At 66.3% G+C, this 23,237-nt stretch carries 24 protein-coding genes and 1 tRNA gene; 17 read left to right on the top strand and 8 right to left on the bottom strand.

Going from position 1 to position 23,237, the window contains the following annotated elements; genetic code table 11:
* Positions 1-5: 5 nt before the first annotated feature.
* The gene (locus F3H35_RS18875; RefSeq protein ID WP_188129959.1) at positions 6-173 is read right to left on the bottom strand and encodes a hypothetical protein; all 168 of its coding nucleotides are present in this window, start codon (positions 171-173) and stop codon (positions 6-8) included.
* Positions 174-259: 86 nt separating this feature from the next.
* Here F3H35_RS18875 and F3H35_RS12370 point away from each other — a divergent pair.
* The 7 genes from F3H35_RS12370 (at position 260) to F3H35_RS12340 (ending at position 7,043) form a co-directional block, all read left to right on the top strand.
* Positions 260-334: transfer RNA gene (locus F3H35_RS12370), tRNA-Thr, on the top strand.
* A gap of 137 nt (positions 335-471) precedes the next feature.
* Entirely contained in the window at positions 472-1,518 is a 1,047-nt protein-coding gene (locus F3H35_RS12365) for a rod shape-determining protein (protein ID WP_007813218.1), read from the top strand.
* A 32-nt stretch (positions 1,519-1,550) separates the two neighbouring features.
* Complete coding sequence (gene mreC / locus F3H35_RS12360) at positions 1,551-2,492, top strand: rod shape-determining protein MreC (RefSeq protein WP_149779888.1); 942 nt, start codon at positions 1,551-1,553, stop codon at positions 2,490-2,492.
* Positions 2,485-3,024 (top strand): hypothetical protein, encoded by a 540-nt coding sequence (locus F3H35_RS12355; protein WP_007813216.1) that lies wholly within the window; start codon positions 2,485-2,487, stop codon positions 3,022-3,024. The genes mreC and F3H35_RS12355 overlap by 8 nt, the downstream gene beginning before the upstream one ends.
* Complete coding sequence (gene mrdA / locus F3H35_RS12350; RefSeq protein WP_149779887.1) at positions 3,021-4,964, top strand: penicillin-binding protein 2; 1,944 nt, start codon at positions 3,021-3,023, stop codon at positions 4,962-4,964. Before F3H35_RS12355 ends, mrdA begins: the two co-directional genes overlap by 4 nt.
* Positions 4,961-6,100 (top strand): rod shape-determining protein RodA, encoded by a 1,140-nt coding sequence (gene rodA / locus F3H35_RS12345; RefSeq protein WP_149779886.1) that lies wholly within the window; start codon positions 4,961-4,963, stop codon positions 6,098-6,100. The genes mrdA and rodA overlap by 4 nt, the downstream gene beginning before the upstream one ends.
* A gap of 4 nt (positions 6,101-6,104) precedes the next feature.
* Entirely contained in the window at positions 6,105-7,043 is a 939-nt protein-coding gene (locus F3H35_RS12340) for a 2-hydroxyacid dehydrogenase (protein WP_149779885.1), read from the top strand.
* A gap of 133 nt (positions 7,044-7,176) precedes the next feature.
* Here F3H35_RS12340 and F3H35_RS12335 read toward each other — a convergent pair whose 3' ends face one another.
* The 3 genes from F3H35_RS12335 to pncA are packed head-to-tail and all read right to left on the bottom strand — an operon-like array spanning position 7,177 to position 9,163.
* Positions 7,177-7,983 carry an SseB family protein gene (locus F3H35_RS12335; RefSeq protein ID WP_149779884.1) on the bottom strand — a complete coding sequence of 269 codons (807 nt, stop codon included), beginning with the start codon at positions 7,981-7,983 and terminating at the stop codon, positions 7,177-7,179.
* Positions 7,976-8,563 (bottom strand): uracil-DNA glycosylase family protein, encoded by a 588-nt coding sequence (locus tag F3H35_RS12330; RefSeq protein WP_149779883.1) that lies wholly within the window; start codon positions 8,561-8,563, stop codon positions 7,976-7,978. Before F3H35_RS12330 ends, F3H35_RS12335 begins: the two co-directional genes overlap by 8 nt.
* A gap of 3 nt (positions 8,564-8,566) precedes the next feature.
* On the bottom strand, positions 8,567-9,163 hold the full coding sequence (gene pncA, locus F3H35_RS12325) for a bifunctional nicotinamidase/pyrazinamidase (RefSeq protein WP_007813208.1): 597 nt from the start codon (positions 9,161-9,163) through the stop codon (positions 8,567-8,569).
* 105 nt (positions 9,164-9,268) lie between these two features.
* Between pncA and trhO the strand changes: the two genes are divergently transcribed.
* The gene (gene trhO, locus F3H35_RS12320) at positions 9,269-10,183 is read left to right on the top strand and encodes an oxygen-dependent tRNA uridine(34) hydroxylase TrhO (protein ID WP_149779882.1); all 915 of its coding nucleotides are present in this window, start codon (positions 9,269-9,271) and stop codon (positions 10,181-10,183) included.
* Between the two features lie 65 nt (positions 10,184-10,248).
* On the opposite strand, the gene F3H35_RS12315 is transcribed toward trhO, so the two are convergent.
* Entirely contained in the window at positions 10,249-11,469 is a 1,221-nt protein-coding gene (locus F3H35_RS12315; protein ID WP_149779881.1) for an MFS transporter, read from the bottom strand.
* A 205-nt stretch (positions 11,470-11,674) separates the two neighbouring features.
* On the opposite strand from F3H35_RS12315, the gene F3H35_RS12310 reads away from it, so the two are divergent.
* The 3 genes from F3H35_RS12310 to panC all read left to right on the top strand — a co-directional run bounded on the left by F3H35_RS12310 (position 11,675) and on the right by panC (position 14,524).
* Positions 11,675-12,634, top strand: coding sequence for a KpsF/GutQ family sugar-phosphate isomerase (locus F3H35_RS12310; RefSeq protein ID WP_149779880.1), 960 nt, complete (start codon positions 11,675-11,677; stop codon positions 12,632-12,634).
* A 217-nt stretch (positions 12,635-12,851) separates the two neighbouring features.
* Entirely contained in the window at positions 12,852-13,679 is an 828-nt protein-coding gene (gene panB, locus F3H35_RS12305) for a 3-methyl-2-oxobutanoate hydroxymethyltransferase (protein ID WP_149779879.1), read from the top strand.
* Positions 13,676-14,524, top strand: a complete 849-nt coding sequence (gene panC / locus F3H35_RS12300) for a pantoate--beta-alanine ligase (protein ID WP_149779878.1) — start codon at positions 13,676-13,678, stop codon at positions 14,522-14,524. Before panB ends, panC begins: the two co-directional genes overlap by 4 nt.
* A 93-nt stretch (positions 14,525-14,617) precedes the next feature.
* Here panC and F3H35_RS12295 read toward each other — a convergent pair whose 3' ends face one another.
* The 3 genes from F3H35_RS12295 to rpe are packed head-to-tail and all read right to left on the bottom strand — an operon-like array spanning position 14,618 to position 17,316.
* On the bottom strand, positions 14,618-15,910 hold the full coding sequence (locus F3H35_RS12295) for an acetylornithine deacetylase/succinyl-diaminopimelate desuccinylase family protein (protein WP_149779877.1): 1,293 nt from the start codon (positions 15,908-15,910) through the stop codon (positions 14,618-14,620).
* A 48-nt stretch (positions 15,911-15,958) separates the two neighbouring features.
* Positions 15,959-16,630 (bottom strand): phosphoglycolate phosphatase, encoded by a 672-nt coding sequence (gph, locus tag F3H35_RS12290; RefSeq protein ID WP_149779876.1) that lies wholly within the window; start codon positions 16,628-16,630, stop codon positions 15,959-15,961.
* Entirely contained in the window at positions 16,627-17,316 is a 690-nt protein-coding gene (gene rpe, locus F3H35_RS12285) for a ribulose-phosphate 3-epimerase (RefSeq protein WP_149779875.1), read from the bottom strand. Before rpe ends, gph begins: the two co-directional genes overlap by 4 nt.
* Positions 17,317-17,448: 132 nt before the next feature.
* On the opposite strand from rpe, the gene F3H35_RS12280 reads away from it, so the two are divergent.
* The 6 genes from F3H35_RS12280 to F3H35_RS12255 all read left to right on the top strand — a co-directional run bounded on the left by F3H35_RS12280 (position 17,449) and on the right by F3H35_RS12255 (position 23,010).
* Positions 17,449-19,092, top strand: coding sequence for a long-chain fatty acid--CoA ligase (locus F3H35_RS12280; protein ID WP_188129970.1), 1,644 nt, complete (start codon positions 17,449-17,451; stop codon positions 19,090-19,092).
* Entirely contained in the window at positions 19,089-20,108 is a 1,020-nt protein-coding gene (locus tag F3H35_RS12275) for a phosphotransferase family protein (RefSeq protein ID WP_149779874.1), read from the top strand. Before F3H35_RS12280 ends, F3H35_RS12275 begins: the two co-directional genes overlap by 4 nt.
* Positions 20,105-20,554, top strand: coding sequence for a PaaI family thioesterase (locus F3H35_RS12270; protein WP_149779873.1), 450 nt, complete (start codon positions 20,105-20,107; stop codon positions 20,552-20,554). Before F3H35_RS12275 ends, F3H35_RS12270 begins: the two co-directional genes overlap by 4 nt.
* A gap of 67 nt (positions 20,555-20,621) precedes the next feature.
* Entirely contained in the window at positions 20,622-20,858 is a 237-nt protein-coding gene (locus F3H35_RS12265; protein ID WP_007813189.1) for an Lrp/AsnC ligand binding domain-containing protein, read from the top strand.
* Positions 20,859-20,892: 34 nt separating this feature from the next.
* Positions 20,893-22,035 (top strand): ABC transporter substrate-binding protein, encoded by a 1,143-nt coding sequence (locus F3H35_RS12260; RefSeq protein ID WP_149779872.1) that lies wholly within the window; start codon positions 20,893-20,895, stop codon positions 22,033-22,035.
* Positions 22,036-22,089: 54 nt separating this feature from the next.
* Positions 22,090-23,010, top strand: coding sequence for a branched-chain amino acid ABC transporter permease (locus F3H35_RS12255; protein WP_149779871.1), 921 nt, complete (start codon positions 22,090-22,092; stop codon positions 23,008-23,010).
* Positions 23,011-23,237 lie beyond the last annotated feature (227 nt).

Genomic DNA, 23,237 nt, shown 5'->3' with positions numbered 1-23,237 from the left:
CTGCTCTAGTCCTTGTCCTCGGGGGCCTCTGGCCTGTCCGCCGCCTCGTCACCGGATCGGGCGCGTGCCTGCGCCTTACGTCGCGCAAGATTGGCCTTCAAGGCCGATTTCAAACGGTCTTCCCGGCTTTGCGCCGCGGTCGCGGCCTTTTTTATGGGGTCTTTCGGGTTCATTCTCCCTCTCTACAGCAGGGCTCAAAAAGCGTCCAGATTGGGCTTGCACCATTTGGAATTAGGGTCTAAGCACCGCGCCACACGTTGCTGCTGTAGCTCAGTGGTAGAGCGCACCCTTGGTAAGGGTGAGGTCGGGAGTTCAATCCTCCCCAGCAGCACCACCTCCCCTACGGCAGTTTGGCGCTGATGGCCGGGAAACACCCCCTTTCACCGGGTGCGGTGGCCCTCTATAACAGCATGTGGCCCCGACCATCCGAGTCGTGGGCCTTTAACTATTGACGACAGGACGCTGACCCATATGGCAATATTCCGAAACATCCCCGGTCTCTTCTCATCGGACATGGCAATCGACCTGGGCACCGCGAATACGCTGGTCTACGTCAAGGGGCGCGGCATCATCCTGTCGGAACCCTCGGTGGTCGCCTACCACGTCAAGGACGGCGTCAAGAAGGTGCTCGCCGTCGGCGAAGACGCCAAGCTGATGCTGGGCCGGACCCCCGGCTCGATCGAGGCGATCCGCCCGATGCGCGAAGGGGTGATCGCCGATTTCGACACCGCCGAAGCGATGATCAAGCACTTCATCCGCAAGGTTCACAAGCGCTCGACCTTTTCCAAGCCCAAGATCATCGTCTGTGTGCCGCATGGCGCCACACCTGTGGAAAAACGGGCGATCCGCCAGTCGGTCCTGTCGGCAGGCGCGCGCCGCGCCGGCCTGATCGCCGAACCCATCGCCGCCGCCATCGGCGCCGGCATGCCGATCACCGATCCCACCGGCTCGATGGTGGTCGATATCGGCGGCGGCACCACCGAAGTGGCGGTCCTGTCGCTTGGGGATATCGTCTATGCGCGCTCGGTGCGTGTCGGCGGTGACCGTATGGACGAGGCGATCATCAGCTATCTGCGCCGGCAGCAGAACCTTCTGGTGGGCGAATCCACTGCGGAACGGATCAAGACCTCGATCGGCACGGCGCGGATGCCCGATGACGGGCGCGGCACCTCGATGAAGATCCGGGGCCGCGATCTGTTGAACGGCGTGCCCAAGGAAACCGAGATCAGCCAGGCCCAGGTGGCCGAGGCGCTGGCCGAACCCGTGCAGGCGATCTGCGAGGCGGTGATGACCGCGCTCGAAGCCACCCCGCCCGATCTGGCCGCCGATATCGTCGATCGCGGCGTCATGCTCACCGGGGGCGGCGCGCTTCTGGGGGATCTGGATCTGGCGCTGCGCGAACAGACCGGCCTTGCCGTTTCGATCGCCGATGACAGCCTCAACTGTGTGGCCCTCGGCACCGGCAAGGCGCTCGAGTTCGAAAAGCAATTGCGCCACGCGATTGACTACGACAGCTGAAGCACCCAACCTTTGCATGGAAGGGGGCACCGTTGGCAAGGGACCGCGCAAAGGCTGACGACTACACCGGACCGCTCAAGCGTCTGCTGATCGGTGTTATTTTGTTGTGCCTGATCGCCCTGTTCCTTCTGTGGCGCATCGACAGCCCCCGGGTCGAACGGTTCCGCGCTCAGGTGATCGACACGGTCGTGCCCAGCTTCGACTGGGCCATGGCCCCGGTGACCGCGACGGTCAACATCCTGCGCGACTTCCAGAGTTATCAGCGCATCTATCGCCAGAACCAGGAATTGCGCCGCGAATTGCAGCAGATGAAAGCCTGGAGAGAGGCCGCTCTGCAACTCGAACAGGAAAACGCCCGCCTTCTGGACCTCAACAACGTGCAGCTCGATCCGCGCCTGACCTATGTCACCGGCGTCGTGATGGCCGATAGCGGCTCGCCCTTCCGGCAATCGGTGCTGCTGAATGTCGGCGGGCGCGATGGCATCGTCGATGGCTGGGCCGCGATGGACGGGCTGGGCCTCGTGGGGCGCATCTCGGGCGTGGGCGACAGGACCGCCCGGGTGGTGTTGCTGACCGACACCTCCAGCCGCATCCCCGTGACGGTGCAGCCCTCGGGCCAACGCGCCCTGCTGATCGGCGACAACAGCGCAGCGCCCTATGTCGATTTCATCGAAACCCCCGATCAGGTGCGCCCCGGCGACCGCATACTCACCTCGGGCGATGGCGGGGTGTTCCCCGCCGGTCTGCTGGTCGGGCAACTGGCGCAGGATCCCGGTGGCCGGATGCGCGCACGACTTGCCGCCGATTACGAACGGCTCGAGTTTCTGCGCGTGCTGCGCAGCTACGGCACCGAAACCATCGGCGATCCGGGCCGCCTGATCGCGCCGGCAAGCCTGCCCGAAAGCTCGGGCGGCCCCGATCCCGAAGCCGCGCCCGACGCCGCCCCGACGCCTGTGGAGGCCGGCAATGGCTGAGCGCAGACACCAAAGCCGCTGGGCCATGCGCATGCTCTTCGGGGTGCTCTGCCTGCTGCTGATCTTCCTGCACCTCTTGCCGCTGCAACTCCTGCCGCGGGGCTGGGCCGGGCCGGATGTCATGCTCGCCCTGACCTTCGCATGGGTGCTCAGGCGCCCTGATTTCGTGCCGCCCCTGCTGATCGCCGGACTGTTTTTGCTGACCGATCTGCTGTTTCAGCGCCCGCCGGGCCTCTGGGCGGCGCTGGTCCTGCTCGGCAGTCAGACCCTGCGCGCCCGTGAACCGGGCCTGCGCGATCTGACCTTCGCGGTGGAATGGGTCAGCGTCGCCACGACGCTGGTCGCCATGACGCTTGGCTACCGCATCATCCTTGCGATCCTGATGGTGGATCAGGCGCCGCTCGGCCTCAGCCTGATGCAGCTGGTCCTGACGCTCATGGTCTATCCCGTGGTCGCGCTGATCTCTCACACCGCCTTCGGGGTCCGCAAGATCGCCCCCGGCGATATCGACGCATTCGAGAGCCGCGCATGAGACGCCCTCCCAAGGATAACGCCGAAAGCCAGCGCCGGATCACCCGGCGCGGCCTGATCGTGGGCGGCGCGATGGCCGGCTTCGTCGGCCTGCTGGCGCTTCGGATGCGCTTCATGCAGGTCGAACAGGCCGATCAATTCCGCCTTCTGGCCGATGAAAACCGCATCAATATCCGCCTCATTCCCCCGGCGCGGGGCCGGATCTTCGATCGCGACGGCGCCATCGTGGCGGAAAACGTGCCCAGCTACCGCATCACCATGGTCCGCGAAGAGGCCGGCGATGTCGACGAGGTGATTTCCCGGCTGGCCAGACTGGTCGAACTGGACCCCGCCGAACTCGAGCGCGCCCGCCGCGCCCTGAACGAGCTGCGTGGCGACACGCCCGTCACCATCGCCGACCGCGTGACATGGGAAGACATAAGCCGCGTCGCCGTCAACACCCCCGCCCTGCCGGGCGTGACCCCCGAAGTGGGCCTCTCGCGGCGCTATCCCCAGGGGCCCGATTATGCCCATGTCGTGGGCTATGTCGGGCCGGTCAGCGAACGCGATCTGGAACGGATCGACGCGCCCGACCAACTGCTGCTGATCCCGCGCTTCCAGATCGGCAAGATCGGCCTCGAAGCCCGCCAAGAAGACCTTCTGCGTGGCAAGGCCGGCACAAAGCGGGTCGAGGTGAACGCCTCGGGCCGGGTCATGCGCGAACTGGACCGGGTCGAGGGCGAGGCCGGCGCCGATGTCCAGATCACCATAGACAACGACCTGCAATCCTATATCCATGCCCGCCTTTATGGCGAAAGCGCCGCCGCCGTGGTGATGGATTGCGAAACCGGCGATCTGCTGGCCTGCGCCTCGGCACCCAGCTTCGATCCCAACCTCTTCGTGCGCGGCATCTCGGTCGCCGATTACCAGGCGCTTCTGGACAACAAGTATCGCCCCCTGCCCAACAAGGCGGTGCAGGGGATGTATCCCCCCGGCTCGACCTTCAAGATGGTCACCGCGCTCGCCGCACTCGAAGACGGGCAGGTCGATCTCAACGAAACCGTCTACTGCCCCGGTCATCTCGAGGTCAGTGGCCGCCGCTTTCACTGCTGGAAACGCTCGGGCCATGGCAACATGGACATGCACGGATCACTGGTCGAAAGCTGCGATGTCTATTACTACGATGTCGCCCTGCGCACCGGGATCGAAAAGATAAGCGCCATGGCCCGCCGCCTTGGCCTCGGAGAGCAGTTCGACCTGCCGCTCACCTCGGTCGCCGCCGGCCTCATGCCCGACCGCGACTGGAAGCGCGCCAACCGTGGCGAGGACTGGGTGATCGGCGACAGCGTCAACGCCGCGATCGGTCAGGGCTTCGTTCTGTCCACCCCGCTGCAACTGGCGGTGATGACGGCCCGGCTCGCCACCAATCGCGCCGTCATGCCCCGACTCGTCAAATCCATCGACGGGGTCGAACAACCGATCCGCCCGCCCGAAGATCTGGGCCTGAACGAAAACATCCTGCGCGAGGTGCGCAAGGCGATGTTCGACGTGTCCAACCATCGTCGTGGCACCGCCTATTCCAGCCGCATCATCGAAGACGCCTTCCGCATGGCCGGCAAGACCGGCACCAGCCAGGTGCGCAACATCACCGCCGCCGAACGCGCGCGCGGCGTGACCCGCAATGCCGACCTGCCCTGGGAACGCCGCGACCACGCGCTTTACGTGAATTACGCGCCCTATGACGCGCCCCGGATCGCGGTGGCGGTGGTGGTCGAGCATGGCGGCGGCGGCTCGACCGCGGCCGCACCCATCGCGCGCGACATCACCCTGCAGGCGCTCTATGGCGAAGACCCGCCGCTTGCCGCCTATCCCGCCAAGGATCGCGCCCGCATCGAGACCCAGCAGGAAGAGCTGCGCCGCGCCCGCCCGGATCCCTCCCGCGACGGGAGCGACCGCGCATGAGCTATCTTGAATACACCGTCAAGACGACGCCCACGGGCCTGCGCAAGATCCTCTATCTCAACTGGCCCCTTGTGATCCTTCTGACCGCCGTGGCGGGTGTCGGCTTCCTGATGCTCTACTCGGTGGCCGGCGGCTCTTTCCGCCCCTGGCTCGAGCCGCAGATGAAACGCTACGCGCTGGGCCTTTCGGTGATGCTGGTCGTGGCCATGGTGCCGATCTGGTTCTGGCGCAACATGGCCGTGCTGGCCTATGGCGTGTCGCTGGTGCTGCTGATCGCGGTCGAGTTCTTCGGCACCGTCGGCATGGGCGCGCAGCGCTGGATCGATCTGGGCTTCATGCGGCTGCAACCCTCCGAGCTGATGAAGATCACGCTCGTAATGATGCTGGCCACCTATTACGACTGGCTGCCGATGAGCCGTGTGTCGCGCCCCTTGTGGGTGCTGGCGCCGGTAGGGCTGATCCTTCTGCCGGTGGCGCTGGTGTTGCGCCAGCCCGATCTGGGCACCTCGATCCTGCTGCTCGCGGCCGGGGGCATGTTGATGTTCGTGGCCGGCGTCCACTGGGCCTATTTCGCCGTGGTGGTGGCGCTGGGGATCTCGCTGATCGCCGCCGTGTTCCAGAGCCGCGGCACCGACTGGCAGATGCTGGCCGATTACCAGTATCGCCGCATCGACACGTTTCTCGATCCCTCCTCCGATCCGCTGGGCGCGGGCTATCACATCACCCAGTCCAAGATCGCCCTCGGCTCGGGCGGCTGGACGGGGCGCGGCTTCATGCAAGGCACTCAGTCGCGCCTGAACTTCCTGCCCGAGAAACATACCGATTTCATCTTCACCACCCTGGCCGAGGAATTCGGCTTCATCGGCGGCATCTCCCTTCTGGGGCTCTACACGCTGATCCTGGTGTTCTGCATCGCCACGGCCCTGTCCAACCGCGATCGCTTTTCCTCGCTTCTGACCCTCGGGGTCGCGGTCACGTTCTTCCTGTTCTTCGCCGTCAACATGTCGATGGTCATGGGGCTCGCGCCCGTCGTCGGCGTGCCCCTGCCCCTGGTCAGCTATGGCGGATCGGCGATGCTGGTGCTGATGATCGCCTTCGGCCTCGTGCAAAGCGCCCATATCCACAAACCAAGGTAATGCAATGACCCTCAACATCCTCTTCGCAGCCGCTTCGGAGCGCTGGGACGATTACGAACAGCCCTTGCGCCGCGCCCTGTCCGACGCGGGCCTTGGGGACGCGATCCTCTCCACGCAGCTGCCCGCCGCCGAGGTGGATTACATCGTCTACGCCCCCAATTCCGACCTTCGCGATTTCACGCCTTACACCCGCACCAAGGCCGTGCTGAACCTCTGGGCCGGGGTCGAGGATATCGTGACCAATCCCACCCTGACCCAGCCGCTCGCGCGGATGGTCGATGACGGGCTGACCCGCGGCATGGTCGAATGGGTGACCGGCCACACCCTGCGCCACCATCTGAACACCGATCTGCATGTGCTCCACCAGGACGGGATCTGGCGCAACGACGACGTGCCGCCCCTGGCCTGCGACCGGCCCGTGACGATCCTCGGCCTCGGCGCGCTCGGCTCGGCCTGCGCCCAGGCGCTCTGCACCCTCGGCTTTCCCGTCACCGGCTGGAGCCGGTCGCAGAAATCCATCGAGGGCATCACCTGCCTGTCGGGCGATGCGGGCCTTCGCACGGCCCTCTCGACCGCGCAAATCGTCATCCTGCTGCTCCCCCGCACGCCACAGACCGAGTCCATCCTCAACGCCGAAACCCTCTCGCTCATGGCGCCCGGCGCCATGATCCTCAACCCCGGGCGCGGCACGCTCATCGATGACGCAGCACTTCTCGCAGCCCTCGATACGGGCCATGTCGCCCATGCCACGCTGGATACGTTCCGCACCGAACCCCTGCCGGCGGACCATCCCTACTGGGCGCATCCCCGCGTCACCGTCACGCCGCATATCGCCTCGACGACCCGGCCCGCCTCGGCGGCCCGCGTCATCGTCGAGAACATCCGCCGCGGCGAAGCGGGCGAGCCCTTCCTGCATCTGGTGGATCGCGCCTTGGGCTACTGACCATCCCGGCCGCGCCACGGCGCGTCCTCGGGCGCAATCCAGGGTTTCTTCTGGCCATAAATATCCCAGGGGGTCCGGGGGACAGCGTCCCCCGGCCTTCGCTCGTCAAGGCAAAGACAAAACCTGAAACGCTTTACCTCAGACGGGGCGGCCTGTCGGGGTCCCGGCCCGGCCCGGCGCCGGGCCGGACCTGCGAGATCTCGGGCCTGGGCAGATCGAAGCGCAGCCCGACCCGTGCCAGCCGCGCCGCCGCCGGGTCCGTGGCGCGAAAGAACGCCACATCCAGCGCCGCCGCCTCCAGCCCCGAAAAGCTCAGCACTTCCGACACCGCCCGCGCCAGCGCATCCTCGGCTCCGGGCAGCGCGTCGATGATCCCCAGCATGTGCCCCGTGGCGCCCGTGTCGTAATCCACCGCCACGAGGTAAGCCAGATCGGCCAGCCCCCCGGCGCTGGCCAGCCGCGCATCGAGCCCCGTCAACAGCCGTTCCGGCAATCCCGCGGGCGGGCGAAACGATCTGGCGCGCGCCTGCAGCTCCACGGGCCGCTCCGACACGATCCCCGCCAGCCATGCGACCGCATCGGGCGGCAGCAGGATGGACGATGGCGCCACCTCCAGATTGACGCCCAGTCCAAGCCCGCCCTCGGTCAGCGCCTCGGCCACCGCCCGACCCGTCATCGCCGCATAGGGCGCCGGCCCCCCGGCGAAATCCGCCAACCTGTCCTCGCGGTCGAAGGCCAGCACGAAAGCATGCCCCTCCACCTCGAAACTGCGCGGCACCACGCTGTCGTCGCCCGTTCCGGGGTCGGCCTCGGCCTCCTCCAGCAGCACGAAAAGCTCGCTCGCCGCCAGTGCCTCGTAAAATCTCAGACGCGCCTGGCCGTCGTCCTGCGCGGCCTCCATCGCCGCATGGGCAAGATCGAGCATCGTCATGTCAGTCATCCAGAACCTCCCGCACCTGCGCGCGCAACACCGGCAAAAGCTCCGCCTCGAACCACGGGTTGCGCTTCAGCCAAGCCGTATTGCGCCACGACGGGTGCGGCAAGGGAAAGACGCGCGGCGCGTGGTCCCGCCAGGCGGCGACGGTCTCGGTCACATTGCCCGTCACCCCCATGTGATAGCGCTGCGCATAGCCGCCCACGATCACCGACAGCCTGACACGGGCCAGCCGCTCCATCACCTGCGCGTGCCATGTGCGCCCGCAGATCGCGGGCGGCGCCAGATCGGCGCCCTTGGCGTCATAACCCGGAAAGCAGAACGCCATCGGTACGATCGCCACCCGGTCCCGGTCGTAGAACTCCGCCCGCTCGAGACCCAGCCAGTCGCGCAGCCGGTCGCCCGACGGATCGTCGAACGGCACCCCCGAAGCATGCACCCGCGCCCCCGGCGCCTGTCCCGCGATCAACAGCCGCGCGCCGGGCCGAAACCACACCACCGGGCGCGGCGCATGGCCCGTCTCGGTCCTCGCAAAGCGCTCGGCACACAGACGACAGCCCTCGATATCCGCGATCAGGTCCGGCATGGCTCAGCTGATCCTGACCCCCGCATCCTTCATCGCATCCACCGCCGCCTCGAGCGAGCCGTCATGATCGATCGCCCGGCACAGCCCCTCGCGCACCAGCACGTCATAGCCCAGCCTTGCCGCATCCAGCGCCGAGTAACTGACGCAGAAATCCGTGGCCAGCCCCACCAGGGTCAGCTCCGAAATGCCGCGCTCCTGCAGATAGCCGTGCAGGCCCGTGGGCGTGCGCCGGTCATTCTCGAAAAACGCCGAATAGCTGTCGATCGCCGCTCGAAACCCCTTGCGCAGGATCAGATCGGCGCGCGTGGTGTCCAAGGCTGCGTGAAACGCAGCGCCCGCACTGCCCTGCACGCAATGATCCGGCCACAACACCTGTGGCCCATAAGCCATCTCGGCCATCTCCATCGGCGCGCGCCCCGGATGGGACGACGCGAACGACGAATGCCCCGCCGGGTGCCAATCCTGCGTCAGGATCACCGCGCCGAACGCCTCCATCAGCGCATTGATCCCCGCCACGATATCGTCCCCCCCGGGCACCGCCAGCGCGCCGCCGGGACAGAAATCGTTCTGCATATCGATCACGATCAGGGCTTGGGTCATAGGGGCGGTCCTCCTTCAGCCGACAGGTGGTCAGATGCGCAGCCTGCGTCAATGGCGCCGGTTTGTCCACTTGCCGAAATCCGCGGCACTTAGTACATCGCGGCCATGTACACGATCGCCGCCCTCTATCATTTCACACGGTTTCCCGACCCGGCCAGCCTTCAGGCCCCGCTCCTGAAGCTGTGCGAGGCCGAAGGGATCTCCGGCTCGCTCCTGCTGGCTCAGGAGGGCATCAACGGCACCATCGCCGGGCCGCGCTCGGGGATCGACGCGGTGCTCGCGCATATCCGCGCCCTGCCCGGTTGCTCGGATCTGGAGTGGAAGGAAAGCACCAGCGCGTATCAGCCCTTCCGCCGCCTCAAGGTGCGCCTGAAGAAAGAGATCGTGACCATGGGCCAGCCCGACGTGGACCCGCGCGCCCGCGTCGGCCATTATGTCGATCCCGCCGACTGGAACGACCTGATCCGCGCCCCCGATGTGGCGGTGATCGACACGCGCAACGATTACGAGGTGGCGATCGGCACGTTCGACGGCGCGATCGACCCCGAAACCGCCAGCTTCCGCGATTTCCCGGCGTGGTGGGAGGCCAACAAGCACCGCTTTCACAACAAGCGCATCGCGATGTTCTGCACCGGTGGCATCCGCTGCGAGAAATCAACAAATTACCTGCTCGGTCAGGGCGTCGAGGAGGTGTATCACCTCAAGGGCGGCATCCTGAAATATCTCGAAGAGATGCCCGAGGCCGACAGCACATGGCGCGGCGACTGTTTCGTGTTCGACGCGCGTGTCTCGGTGGGGCATGGCCTGCGCGAGGGGCCGCATGTGCTGTGCTATGCCTGCCGCCGCCCGATCCTGCCCGAGGACAGGACACGCCCCGAATATGAACACGGTGTCTCGTGCCATCACTGCGCCCATGAAACCAGCGCCGATGACAAGGCCCGGTTCCGTGAACGCCAGAAACAGATCGCCCTCGCCGAGGCGCGCGGCGAGCGCCACATCAAGATCGTCCACGAAGGCTGAAAGATTTTTCGCAGAAAAATCACACACCAGAAAATTCGCAGAATTTTCAGGCGCGCATCGCCGTTTCAGGCCGCCATCGCCACCGGCTTGCGCGGCCGGGTGCGCATCAGGATCAGCACCATGATCGCGATATTGAGCACGTTCCACACGATCCCGTTGATGAAGGCCATGTGATAGCCCCCCGTCACATCATAGATCCAGCCCGACATCCAGCCGCCAAGCGCCATGCCGAGGATCGTCGCCATGATGACGAATCCCACGCGCCGCCCGGCCTCCTGGCTGGGCATGTATTCGCGCACCACGAGCGCATAGCTCGGCACGATCCCGCCCTGCGCCAGACCGAAGATCAGGCTCACCATGTAAAGCGACACAAGCCCCCCCGAGGGCAGGTACAAAAACAGCGCCAGGCATTGCAGCGCCGACCCGATCAGCAGCGTCATCACACCGCCCAGCCGATCCGCCAGCAACCCCGACACCAGCCGCGAGGCCACGCCCCCCAGCAGCATCAGCGACAGCATCTGCCCGCCCACCGCCGGACCATAGCCCAGATCGACACACAGGCTCACGATATGGACCTGCGGCATCGACATCGCCACGCAGCATCCCACACCGGCGAGCCCCAGCATCAGCATCAGCGTGCGCGGCGGAAACCCCGCCGCCTTGGCCCGCAGGCTCGAGGCCGCATCGGCCCGCTCGGTGGCAGCCATCGGCACCCGACGGCGCAGGAACATCGCAAGCGGCAGAACGGTTGCGACAGTCACCACCGCCAGCACCATGTAGACCGCGCGCCAGCCCTGTTCGGCCAGCACCCCCGACAGGATCACCGGCCAGAACGCCCCCGACAGGTAATTGCCGCTGGCGGTGATCGCCACCGCGATCCCCCGGCGCTTGAGAAACCACAGCGACACATCCGCGATGAGCGGCCCGAAACTCGCCGCCGTGCCGAAGCCGATCACGAATTGCAGCGCCGACAGGATCAGAACCGACGGGGCAAGGGCCGCCAGCGCCGTCGAGCCCGCGATCAGCACCGCCGCCGCACTCAGCGCCAGCGTGATCCCGAACCTGTCCACGATTCGCCCGATCACCAGATTGCCCAACGCGAATCCCACCATGGTCAGCGTATAGGGCAACGAGGCATCCGCCCGGTCGATCGCGAACTCGGCCTGCACCGCGGGCATGATGACGATGATCGCCCACATGCCCACATTGCCGATCGTCGCGATCGCCAAGGAGATGGCCAGCCTTGTCCAGGCATAGCGGCTGTCGAGAATATCCGCATCCGTCATGGCGCGACGTTAGTGCGGCCCGCATCCATGCACCAGCCCGATTTGCAGGCCCAATTTGCAGGCCCGATTTGCAGGCCCGGTCACAGGACTGGTCACAGGACTGGGCGCGCGCCCTCTCGTCGATGCCCGATCTCGAGCAGGGCTTGGCCTCGATCCGCCCGCGCGCTATGACCGCAGCTGACACAGCCCTGCCCGGAGCCCGTCCATGACATCCACGCCCCGCCCCTCCGATATCGCCCGCGATGTGCTCACCATCGAGCGCGACGCCCTGGGCACCCTGCTGGATGCCCTGCCGCATGATTTCGACGCGGTGGTCGAGCTGCTGCTGACGGTGCCCGGCCGGGTGATCGTGTCGGGCATGGGCAAATCGGGGCATGTGGCCGCCAAGATCGCCGCCACAATGGCCAGCACCGGATCGCCCGCGCAATATGTCCATCCCGGCGAGGCCAGCCATGGCGATCTGGGAATGATCACCGCTCAGGACGCGGTGATCCTGATCTCGAATTCCGGCGAAACCCGCGAACTGGCCGACATCATCGCCCATACCCGGCGCTTTTCCATACCGCTGATCGGCATCACCAAACGCGCCGACAGCACGCTCGGCACCCAGTCCGATCATCTTCTCGCCCTGCCCGACGCGCCCGAAGCCTGCGCCATCGGCATGGCCCCCACCACCTCGACCACGCTGACCATGGCGCTTGGCGATGCGCTGGCCGTGGCGCTGATGCATCTGCGTGGCTTCGAGCGTGAGAATTTTCTGGCCTTCCATCCCGGCGGCACGCTGGGGGCGCAATTGCTCAAGGTCTCCTCGGTGATGCATAGCGGCGCGGACCTGCCCGTGGTCCATGCCGGCACGCCGATGGGCGACACGCTGCTGGAAATGACCGCCAAGGGCTTCGGCGTGGCAGCCCTGGTCGAAGAGGATCGGCTGATCGGCGTCATCACCGATGGCGACCTGCGCCGCAATCTGACCAATCTGATGGAGCGCACCGCCGGCGAGGTGGCCACCCGCGGCCCGCGCACCATCTCGCCGGACGCGCTCCTGTCCGAAGCCCTCGGCGTCATGAACGCCAACAAGATCAGCGCGCTCTTCGCCGTGGATGACGCGGGCAGGCTGCGTGGTCTCGTCCATATCCACGACGCCCTGCGCGCCGGCGTCGCCTGAAAGCGGCCCTTCGTGATCGCCCCCCGCAATGATCAAGGCAGTGGCGTTCCCGCGCCCGACTTGCTAAAGCGTTGCGCGAAAACCCTCACTCGCAGCCTTTCGCGAAACGCCGTGCTGCATCCAATCGTTGCACGCGTTCCACCTGTCGCTGATGTCTCAGTTCACAGGCGGAACGCTCCAATCAGACCCGCAACCCCCTTGATCCGGTGACCAGACCATGAGCGCAACCGCCAAGAAAACCGCCCCCCTGCCCGATGACATCAAGTCGATGAAAGGCACCACGCCGATCGTCAGCCTGACGGCCTATACCACGCCGATGGCCCGGATGATGGACGGGGTCTGCGATTTCGCCCTGGTGGGCGATTCGGTGGGCATGGTGCTGCACGGGATGCCCTCGACCCTCGGGGTGACCATGGAGATGATGATCCTGCACGGTCAGGCGGTGGCCCGCGGGCTGACCACCACCATGCTGGTGATCGACATGCCCTTCGGCTCTTACGAGGAAAGCCCCAAACAGGCCTTCGCCAATGCCGCGCGGATCATGCGCGAAACCGGTGCCGCGGCGGTCAAGCTCGAAGGCGGACGGCACATGGCCGAGACGATCGCCTTTCTGGTGGCGCGCGGCGTGCCGGTGATGGCCCATATCGGACTGACCCCGCAATCGATCAACACGCTCGGCGGCTACAAGGTTCAGGGCCGTGCCGATCAGGCCGACGCGCTTCTGGCCGATGCCCGGGCCGTGGCCGATGCCGGCGCGTTTTCCGTGGTGCTCGAAAAAGTCCCCGCCACGCTCGCCGACCGGATCACCGCCGAGATCTCCATCCCCACCATCGGGATCGGCGCCTCCGTGGGCTGCGACGGGCAGATCCTCGTGGTCGACGACATGCTCGGGCTCTTCACCGCCTTCAAGCCGAAATTCGTCAAGCGCTATGCCACGCTCGGCGCCGATGGCGAGGCCGCGATCCGTGCCTATGCCGACGAGGTCCGCGCCCGCAGCTTCCCGGCCGCCGAACACACCTTCTCCGACAAGGCGCCCGGCCAATGAGCACGCCCGCGCCCATCGTCCGCACCTTGGGCGATCTGCGTGCCGCCACCGACGGATGGCGCCGGGCCGGCGAGACGATCGGCGTGGTGCCCACGATGGGCGCGCTGCATGACGGGCACCTGTCGCTGGTGGCGGCGGCCAAGGCGCGCTGCGACCGGGTGATCGTCACGATCTTCGTGAATCCCAAGCAGTTCAACAATCCCGAGGATCTGGCGAACTACCCCCGCACCGAGCTAGAGGACGCGGCCAAACTGGCCCGCTTCTCGGTCGATGCGCTCTATGTGCCGGATGCCGACCAGATCTATCCCGCGCATTTCGCGACCACCGTCTCCGTCGCCGGGCTGACGGATGTGATGGAAGGCGCGCACCGCCCCGGCCATTTCGACGGGGTGGCCACCGTGGTGACCAAACTCTTCCTGCAGACCTCCGCCGATCATGCCTTTTTCGGCGAAAAGGATTTCCAGCAATTGCAGGTGGTGCGCCGCATGGCCGCGGATCTCGATATCCCGATCACCGTGCATGGCTGCCCCACGATCCGCGAGATCGACGGGCTGGCGATGGCCTCGCGCAACCTGCTTTTGTCGGACCGTGCCCGCACCATCGCGCCGCGCCTGCACGAGGAAATGGAAACCATCGCCGCCGGCATCGCAGAGGGTCAGCCCTTCGCCACCCTGCAGGCCGCCGCCATCGCCCGGCTCGAACGGGCGGGCTTCACCCAGGTCGACTATCTCGAGATCCGCGCCAATGACGACCTGTCGCTGTTCGATACCCCGAACCGCCCCGCGCGGCTCTTCGCGGCCGCATGGCTGGCCGGCGTGCGGCTCATCGACAACATCGCGATCTGACCCCCCCCTGCCCGGCTTCACCGTTCCGGAAATACTCATATCGCATCCCTGCGCCCCGCGACCTGCTCTTTGAGTATTTCCGGAACGGTGAAGTCAGGGCCGGGTACCTTCGGTCAACAGGTCGTGCAGCGCCAGCGACATGACGGTCGCGGATTGCATCATGTCCTCGACCCCAACCCATTCGTCGGGCTTGTGCGCCAGATCAAGGATGCCCGGCCCATAGGCGATGCAGTTCTTCAGGCGTCCGATACGGTCGATATGCTTCTGGTCATAGGTGCCGGGGCTGACCACGTATTCGGCCTCGCGGTCGAAGACGGCGCGGACGGCGCGCGCCACCGCGCCCACCACGGGGGCGTCGCGGCGGGTCATGGTGGGCAGCACCCGGTGCATTTCGCGAATGTCATAGTCGAAACCGGGCCGGCCTTCGCGCAGTGTCTCCAGCAGCTCGCGGATTTCGGCCTCGACCTCGGCGATATCCTCTTCGATCAGGAAGCGGCGGTCGATCACCATGCGGCAGCGATCCGGCACGCAGGGCGATGGCAGGCCGGTATCGTCCTCGGGCGGTTCGGGCGCGCCGCCATGGATCGAGTTGATGTTCAGCGTGGATTGCCGCGCGCCTTCCGGGACCACCGGCATCTCGGTGCGCTTTTGCGCAAGCGCCGGGAAAAGGCGCGCTTCCATCTCGGCGATCACGGCGCCCATGTGGCGCACCGCGCAATCGCCCAGAAACGGCATCGAGCCATGGGCGATCTCGCCCTTGGTTTCGATCTCGGCCCACCAGACGCCGCGATGACCAAGGCAGATGCGGTCCTTGTTCAGCGGTTCGGGGATGATGACATGCTGCACGCGCGCAGGGTCGAACCAGCCACGCTCGGCCAGATAGGCCACGCCGCCGAAGCCGCCCGATTCCTCGTCCGCCGTGCCGCTGATCTCGATGGCGCCGGCAAAATCGGGCAGCACGGCGATGAAGGCCTCTGCCGCCACGATGCTCGCGGCCAGCCCGCCCTTCATGTCGCAGGCCCCCCGCCCATAGATGCGCCCCTCGCGCAGCAGGCCGCCGAAAGGATCCACCGTCCAGCCGTAACCGGCCTCGACCACGTCGATATGCGAATTGAAATGCACGCAAGGCCCGGCCCGCGCGCCGCTTTTCCGCGCCACGATGTTCCAGCGCGGATATCTGTCGCTGTCGCCGGGCGCGCCGGTCGCGCGGACAAGCTCGGTGGCAAAGCCAGAAGCCCTGAGCCGGCGGTCCAGATAATCGCAGATCTCGCGGTAATTCGCGCCGGGTGGGTTCAGCGTCGGAGTACGGATCAGATCCTGCGTCAGCGCCACCAGATCGTCGCGCCGCGCCTCGATCTCGGCCCGCAGCCTGTCTGCGATGCTCATGCCCTCTCCCTCATCCGGTCATGGCAGAGCCTAGCATCCAAGGCCGCATCACGCCACGCCGTTCAGCCCCAGGCACCCCTGCACGATCCCCGGCAGGTCGGCGAAATCATCAAACGCCGCGTCATGCGGCAGATCCGAGACCGGCGCCTTGCGATAGCCTTCGGTATAAAGCGCGAAAGCCACGCCCGCGCGCTGCGCCGTTTCGGCATCCACCTCGCTGTCGCCCACGAAGACCGTGGCCGTTGCCCCCAGACCGGCGATCGCCGCCTGCAAGGGTGCCGGATCGGGCTTGCGCTGCGCCAGGCTGTCGCCGCCGATCACCACCGCGAAATGCCCATCCAGCCCCAGATGGCGCAGCACCGCATGCGCCGGGGCCGCGGGCTTGTTGGTGCACACACCAAGGCTCAGCCCCATGCCCGCCAGCTGCCCGAGCGCCGCGACAACCCCGGGATAGGGCACCGTCAGGCTCACGGCGCTTTCGTAGATGTCCAGAAACCCCGCCAGCACCTCGGCCTTCAGCCCCGGCCGGTCCGCCACGCCACGCGCCGCAAGACAACGCTGCACGAACTGTTCGGCCCCGTGGCCCACATAGCTGCGCGTCTGCTCGAGTGTCAGCGGCTCCAGCCCATGGCGCGCGATCACCGAGCCCGCGGCGGCGCAGATGTCGGGCGCGCTGTCCACCAGCGTGCCATCGAGATCGAAGATGACAGCGCCGCTCATGCCATGGTCGCGCATGCGGCCTTGATGGCGCGGATATTGTCGCCATAAGGGGCCGGGTTGCTCACGCTGCCGCCCTTGAACACCGCCGATCCCGCCACCAGCACATCGGCGCCGGCCTGCGTCATCAACGGCGCTGTTTCCGGCGTGATGCCGCCATCGATCTCGATATGGATGGGCCGGTCGCCGATCATCTGGCGCAGGCGGCGGACCTTCTCGATCTGGCTGTGGATGAATTTCTGGCCCCCGAAGCCCGGATTCACCGTCATCACGCAAATCAGATCCACCATATCCAGCAGATGCTCGATATCGCCGATGCCCGTGCCCGGGTTCAGCGCCAGACCCGCCTTGCAGCCCGCGCCGCGAATGGCCTGAAGGGTGCGGTGCACATGCGGTCCCGCCTCCAGATGGGCGGTCAGGATATCGGCGCCCGCGGCGGCGAAGGCGTCGATATAGGGATCGACCGGCGCGATCATCAGATGCACATCCATCACCGTCTTGATATGCGGGCGGATCGCGGCGCACATCGGCGGCCCGAAGGTCAGGTTGGGCACGAAATGCCCATCCATCACATCGACATGGATCCAATCCGCGCCCTCGGCTTCCACCGCCCTGATCTCGGCGCCGAAATTGGCGAAATCGGCAGAGAGGATCGACGGCGCGATCTTCAGGGAACGGTCGAATGTCATGACGGCACCTCCTTGGTCGTCCTGCACATGCGGCCTGATCGGGCCAAGGTCAAGACCCCGGCGGAATTGATCCCGCTCCGCTTTCGTGCCACGGTCACCGTCACCGCGCGACAGGCAGGAGACAGGACGCCGATGAAAGGCATGATGCAGCACCGCCCGCTGAGGATCATCGACATCCTGATCCATGCCGCCGAAGCCTTTGCCGAGCAGGGCATCGTCTCGGCCCGCGACACCGGCGACATCCACAGCCAGAGCTATCCCGAAACGCTCGCGCGCGCGGCACAGGCCGCCCATGCGCTGCGCGCCATGGGCATCGCGCAAGGCGACCGCGTCGCCACGCTGGCATGGAACGGTCACCGCCATGTGGAGCTCTATTACGCCATTTCCGGGATGGGCGCGGTGTGTCATACGCTCAACCCCCGCCTGCCCGCCGAACAGCTGGCCTATATGATCGCCCATGCCGAGGACCGCATCCTCTGTGTCGATGCCAGCCTCGTGCCCGTGGCCGAGACGCTGCGCGATGCGCTGCCCGAAGGGATGCGCGTGATCGTCCTCACCGATGCCGGCGCGATGCCCGAAACGCCGCTCGATACGCTGTGCTACGAGGATCTGCTGCAGGGCCAGCCCGATACATTCGACTGGCCCCACCTGCCCGAGGACACCGCCTCGGGCCTGTGCTACACGTCGGGCACCACCGGCCACCCCAAGGGCGCGCTTTATTCGCAGCGCTCGACCGTGCTTCATGCGCTGACCGTGCCGCTGGCGCAGACCTCCAGCTTTGTCGCCGGACGGCGGATGATGCCCGTGGTGCCGATGTTCCATGTCAACGCCTGGGGCCTGCCCTATACCGCGCCGCTCACCGGCATGACGCTGGTGATGCCCGGCCCGCATCTCGACGGCGCCAGCCTCTGGCGGCTGATGGAGGATCAGAATGTCTATTCGTCATGGGGCGTGCCGACCGTCTGGGCCGGGCTCTTGTCGGAAATCACGGCGCAGGGCCGCGCGCCTTCGGCCTTTCGCGACCTGATCGTGGGCGGATCGGCAGCCCCCCCTTCGATGATCGAGGCCTACGAGGGATATGGCGTCACCGTCTCGCAGGCCTGGGGCATGACGGAAATGAGCCCCATCGGCACCCATGGCATGATCCCGCCCCCTCTGCAGGGCGCGCCTCTGGACCGGCAAATGCCGATCAAGACCAGCGCGGGCCGCCGCAAATTCGGGCTGGAGTTCAAGATCGTCGACGATCACGGCACCGCGATGCCGCATGACGGCACCACCACGGGCGAGCTTTACGTGCGCGGCAATACCGTGATTTCCGGCTATTTTCGCAACGATCAGGCCACCGCCGCCGCGATGGATGCCGAAGGCTGGTTCGGCACCGGCGATGTCGCCTCGATCTCGGCGCAGGGGCAGTTGGTGATCCGCGACCGGGCCAAGGATCTGGTGAAGTCGGGCGGCGAATGGATCAGCTCGATCGACCTTGAAAACGCGGCCACCTCGCATCCCGGCATCCGGGCCTGTGCGGTGATCGCGGTGCCCCATCCCAAATGGGACGAACGGCCCGTTCTGGTCGTCGTCCCGCAGGGCGACGCGCGTCCAACGTTGAGCGATATCCACGCCCATATGGCCCCGCATTTCGCCAAATGGCAGCTGCCCGACGATATCCTCTTTGTCGATGCGCTGCCGCTGACCGCGACCGGCAAGATCTCGAAGCTGACGCTGCGCCGGCAGTTCGCCGATTACGTCCTGCCCGATCTGCGCGGGGGCACGACATGAGCCAGCCGCTTGACACCGACGCCCTGTCGCTCTGGCTGGCCGCGCATCTTCCGGGGTTTCGCGGACCGGTCACCGCCACCAAGTTTTCCGGCGGACAGTCGAACCCGACCTACCGGCTGGATACGCCCTCGGGCGCCTATGTTCTGCGCCGCAAGCCGCCCGGCGTGCTGCTGAAATCCGCCCATGCGGTCGAGCGTGAGTTTCGGGTGCAACAGGCGCTTGGCGCCACCGATGTGCCCGTGGCACGGATGCATGTGCTCTGCGAAGATCCCGACGTGATCGGCTCGGCCTTCTATGTGATGCAGGCCGTGGCGGGCCGCAATTTCGACGATCCCGCCCTGCCCGACGTCTCGCCGGGTGACCGCTCCGCCATGATCGGCGCGATGAATGCCTGCCTTGCCGCGATTCACGAGGTGGATATCGACGCCGTCGGCCTGTCGGATTTCGGCCCCTCGGGCAATTACTACGCGCGCCAGCTGGATCGCTGGACCAAGCAATATCGCGCGACGCAAACCGACGATCTGCCCGACATGGACGCGCTGATCGGCTGGCTCGGCGCCAACATGCCCGCCGATGACGGCCAGCGCCGCCTCGTGCATGGCGATTACCGGCTCGACAACCTGCTTTTCGCGCCCGACAGCCCCCGGATCGCCGCCGTGCTGGACTGGGAGCTGTCGACCATCGGCCATCCCTATGCCGATCTCGCCGCCGTCATCATGCAATGGTCGATGCCCCACACCGCCGAAGGGCGCGGGCTTGCCGGGGTCGACCGTGCCGCGCTCGGGCTTTGGGAGGATGCGCGCTTCATCGACGCCTATTGCGCCCGTCGCGGCCTTGCCGGGATCGAGCGGTTTGAGTTTTACCTCGCCTTCTGTCATTTCCGCATGGCCGCGATCCTTCAGGGGGTCCGCAAACGCGCCCTTGATGGCAACGCGTCCGATCCCGAACGCGGCCTGCAACTGGGCGCATATGTTCCGCAATTCGCCCGTCAGGGGCTCGAGGCAACCCGCAAATGACCGACAAAGACCAGCACCACGACCACGACACCGGCTCCGTTTCCCCCGACCTGTTCGAGCCGCCCTCGCCGCTGGCCACCCACCTGGGTATCGCCATGACCGGCTGGCGCAAGGGCTGGGCGCGCGTCGAGGCGCCCATGATGCCCGAACTGCTGAACCGTCAGGGCCTGCCGCATGGCGGGCTGCATGCCACGCTTCTGGATACCGCGATGGGGTTTTCGGGCTGCTTCACCGGCGATCCGGACCTGCGGCAGATGGCTCTGACCCTGTCGCTCACGGTCAATTACCTGGGCCAGGCGCAAGGCGACCGCCTGATCGCCGAGGCCCGCGTCACCGGCGGCGGCCGCAAGACCTTTTTCGCCGAAGGCACGGTGCAGGACGACACCGGCCGGCTTATCGCCACCGGCACCGGGGTGTTTCGCTATCGCGGCGCGCCCGGCGCCTGAAAATTCGCCGTTTCCATTCCCCCGGCTTTCGCGTTTAAATACCGCCGGATTCACAAGAGGTCACACCATGCGCCCCGTGTTCGTCAACATCCGCTGCAAACCCGGCACCTCCTACCGTGTGGCCGAGGATATCGCCCTGCGCGAAATCCATTCCGAGCTTTATTCCACCTCCGGCCCGTTCGACCTTCTGCTCAAGCTCTACATTCCCGACGAACAGGACACGGGCAAATACATCAACGATCACCTGCTCGATATCGACGGGATCGAACGCACCGAGACAACGCTGACCTTCAAGGCGTTCTGACACATAAAAACAACCTCAAGGGAGAGACGATCCGATGACATTCAAATCACTCGTGGCCGCGGCCTGCATGGGCCTCATGGCCACCGCCGCGACGGCACAGGACAGCTCGGTCAAGGTCGGCATGATCACCACCCTGTCGGGCGGCGGCGCCGGGCTTGGCATCGACACCCGCGACGGCTTCATGCTGGCGATGAAAATGGCCGGCGACGCGGCCCCCGAAGTGGTGATCGAAGACGATCAGCGCAAGCCCGACATCGCGGTGCAACTTGCCGACAAGATGATCCAGTCCGACAAGGTCGACGTGCTCACCGGCATCGTGTGGTCCAACCTCGCCATGGCCGTGGTCCCCGCCGCCACCGCTCAGGGCAAATTCTACCTGTCCACCAACGCCGCTCCTTCGGCGCTTGCGGGCAAGGGCTGCCATCCCAATTACTTCTCGGTCTCCTACCAGAACGACAACCTGCACGAGGCCGCGGGCGCCTATGTGAAGAACGCAGGCTACACCAACCCCTTCATCCTCGCCCCCAACTACCCGGCAGGCCAAGACAGCCTCACCGGATTCAAACGGCTTTATGGCGGGGATCTCGCCGGCGAGATCTACACCCAGCTGGGGCAGACCGACTACGCCGCCGAAATCGCCCAGATCCGGGCCTCGGGCGCCGACAGCGTGTTCTTCTTCCTGCCCGGCGGCATGGGGATTTCCTTCCTCAAGCAATATGCCGAAAGCGGTCTGGACATCCCCGTGGTCGGCCCCGCCTTCAGCTTCGATCAGGGCATCCTTCAGGCCGTCGGCGACGCGGCGCTCGGCGTGATCAACACAAGCCAGTGGAACAAGGACATCGACAACGCCGCCAACGCCACCTTCGTCGAGGCGTTTCAGGCCGAATATGGCCGCCTGCCCTCGCTCTATGCAGCGCAAGGCTATGACACCGCCAACCTCCTGCTGTCGGCACTGGCCAGCGCCGACATCTCGGATGCCGAAGCGTTCCGCGCGGCCCTGAAAGCCGCCGATTTCGACAGCGTCCGGGGCGATTTCTCGTTTGCCGCCAACAACCACCCGGTGCAGGACATCTACGTGCGCGAAGTGATCAAGGAAGGCGATATCTTCACCAACAAGATCGTCGGTGTCGCGCTCGAGGATCACTCCAACGTCTACGTGGACGAGTGCAAGATGTAACCTCTTTCGGGCGGGTGCCCCTCGCGCCCGCCCGCAACCGGAGACCGGTTTTTCGTGACAGTGCTGCTTTTCATCGAACAGGTCCTGAACGGGCTTCAGTTCGGGGTCATGCTTTTCCTCATGGCCGCGGGGCTGACGCTCGTGTTCGGGGTGATGGGGCTGATCAATCTGGCGCATGGCTCGCTCTACATGATCGGCGCCTTCGCCGCCGCGGCCGTGGCCGGGGCGACCGGCTCGTTCCTGCTGGCGCTCGCTGCGGCGCTGACGGCAGCGGCCGCCGCGGGCGCGCTGGTCGAAATGCTGGTGATGCGCAGGCTTTATGACCGCGACCATCTCGATCAGGTGCTCGCCACCTTCGCGCTGATCCTGATCTTTTCGGAAACCACCCGTTGGATATTCGGGTCCTTCCCGCTGTTTCTCGACATTCCCGACTGGCTCTCGGGACCGGTCAGCCTGCCCGGCGGGATCGAATATTCGCTCTATCGCCTGGCGATCATCGGGACGGGGCTTGCGGTGGCGGCGGCGCTCTTCTGGCTGATCTCCCGCACCCGGCTGGGCATACGCATCCGCGCGGGCGAATCGGACCGCGAGATGATCGCGGCGCTCGGCATCGACATCTCGCGGCTCTACACGATCGTGTTCGCGCTTGGCGCGGCCCTTGCCGGTCTCGCCGGGGCGATGGTGGGCGCGATCCAGTCGGTGCAGGTCGGCATGGGCGAGCCGGTGCTGATCCTCGCCTTCGTGGTGATCGTGATCGGCGGCATCGGCTCGATTCGCGGCGCCCTCGTGGGCGCGCTGCTGGTCGGTCTGACCGATACGCTGGGCGGGCTGCTCTTGCCGGAACTCTTCAAGCTCTTCATGGAGACCTCTTCGGCCTCCACCACCGGGTCGGCGCTGGCATCGATGCTGATCTATATCCTGATGGCCTGCGTGCTGATCTGGCGTCCCCGCGGCCTCTTCGGAGGCAGCGCATGACCCCCCTCTCCCGCCCCCCTCATCAGACGCTTGCGCGCCCGCCTCGGAGCCAAGCCGGGGCCAGCATCCCCGTGACGCTGGACGCCACCGGCACGCACACCACCGCCCCGCAAAGCACACCAACGCTCGGCTCTGTGCATGGACAGCCCGTGACCCGCGCAGCCCTCGCCCCGCCCCCGACACGCGCGCGCCACAGCCACGGCAGCCCCACAGCGCCCGCCGACCCG

It is taken from the genome of Roseovarius litoreus, from assembly GCF_900142765.1.
Lineage (GTDB): Bacteria > Pseudomonadota > Alphaproteobacteria > Rhodobacterales > Rhodobacteraceae > Roseovarius > Roseovarius litoreus.
The sequence above is the reverse complement of the archived record's forward strand: the minus strand, read 5'-3'. Positions and strand labels throughout refer to the sequence as shown.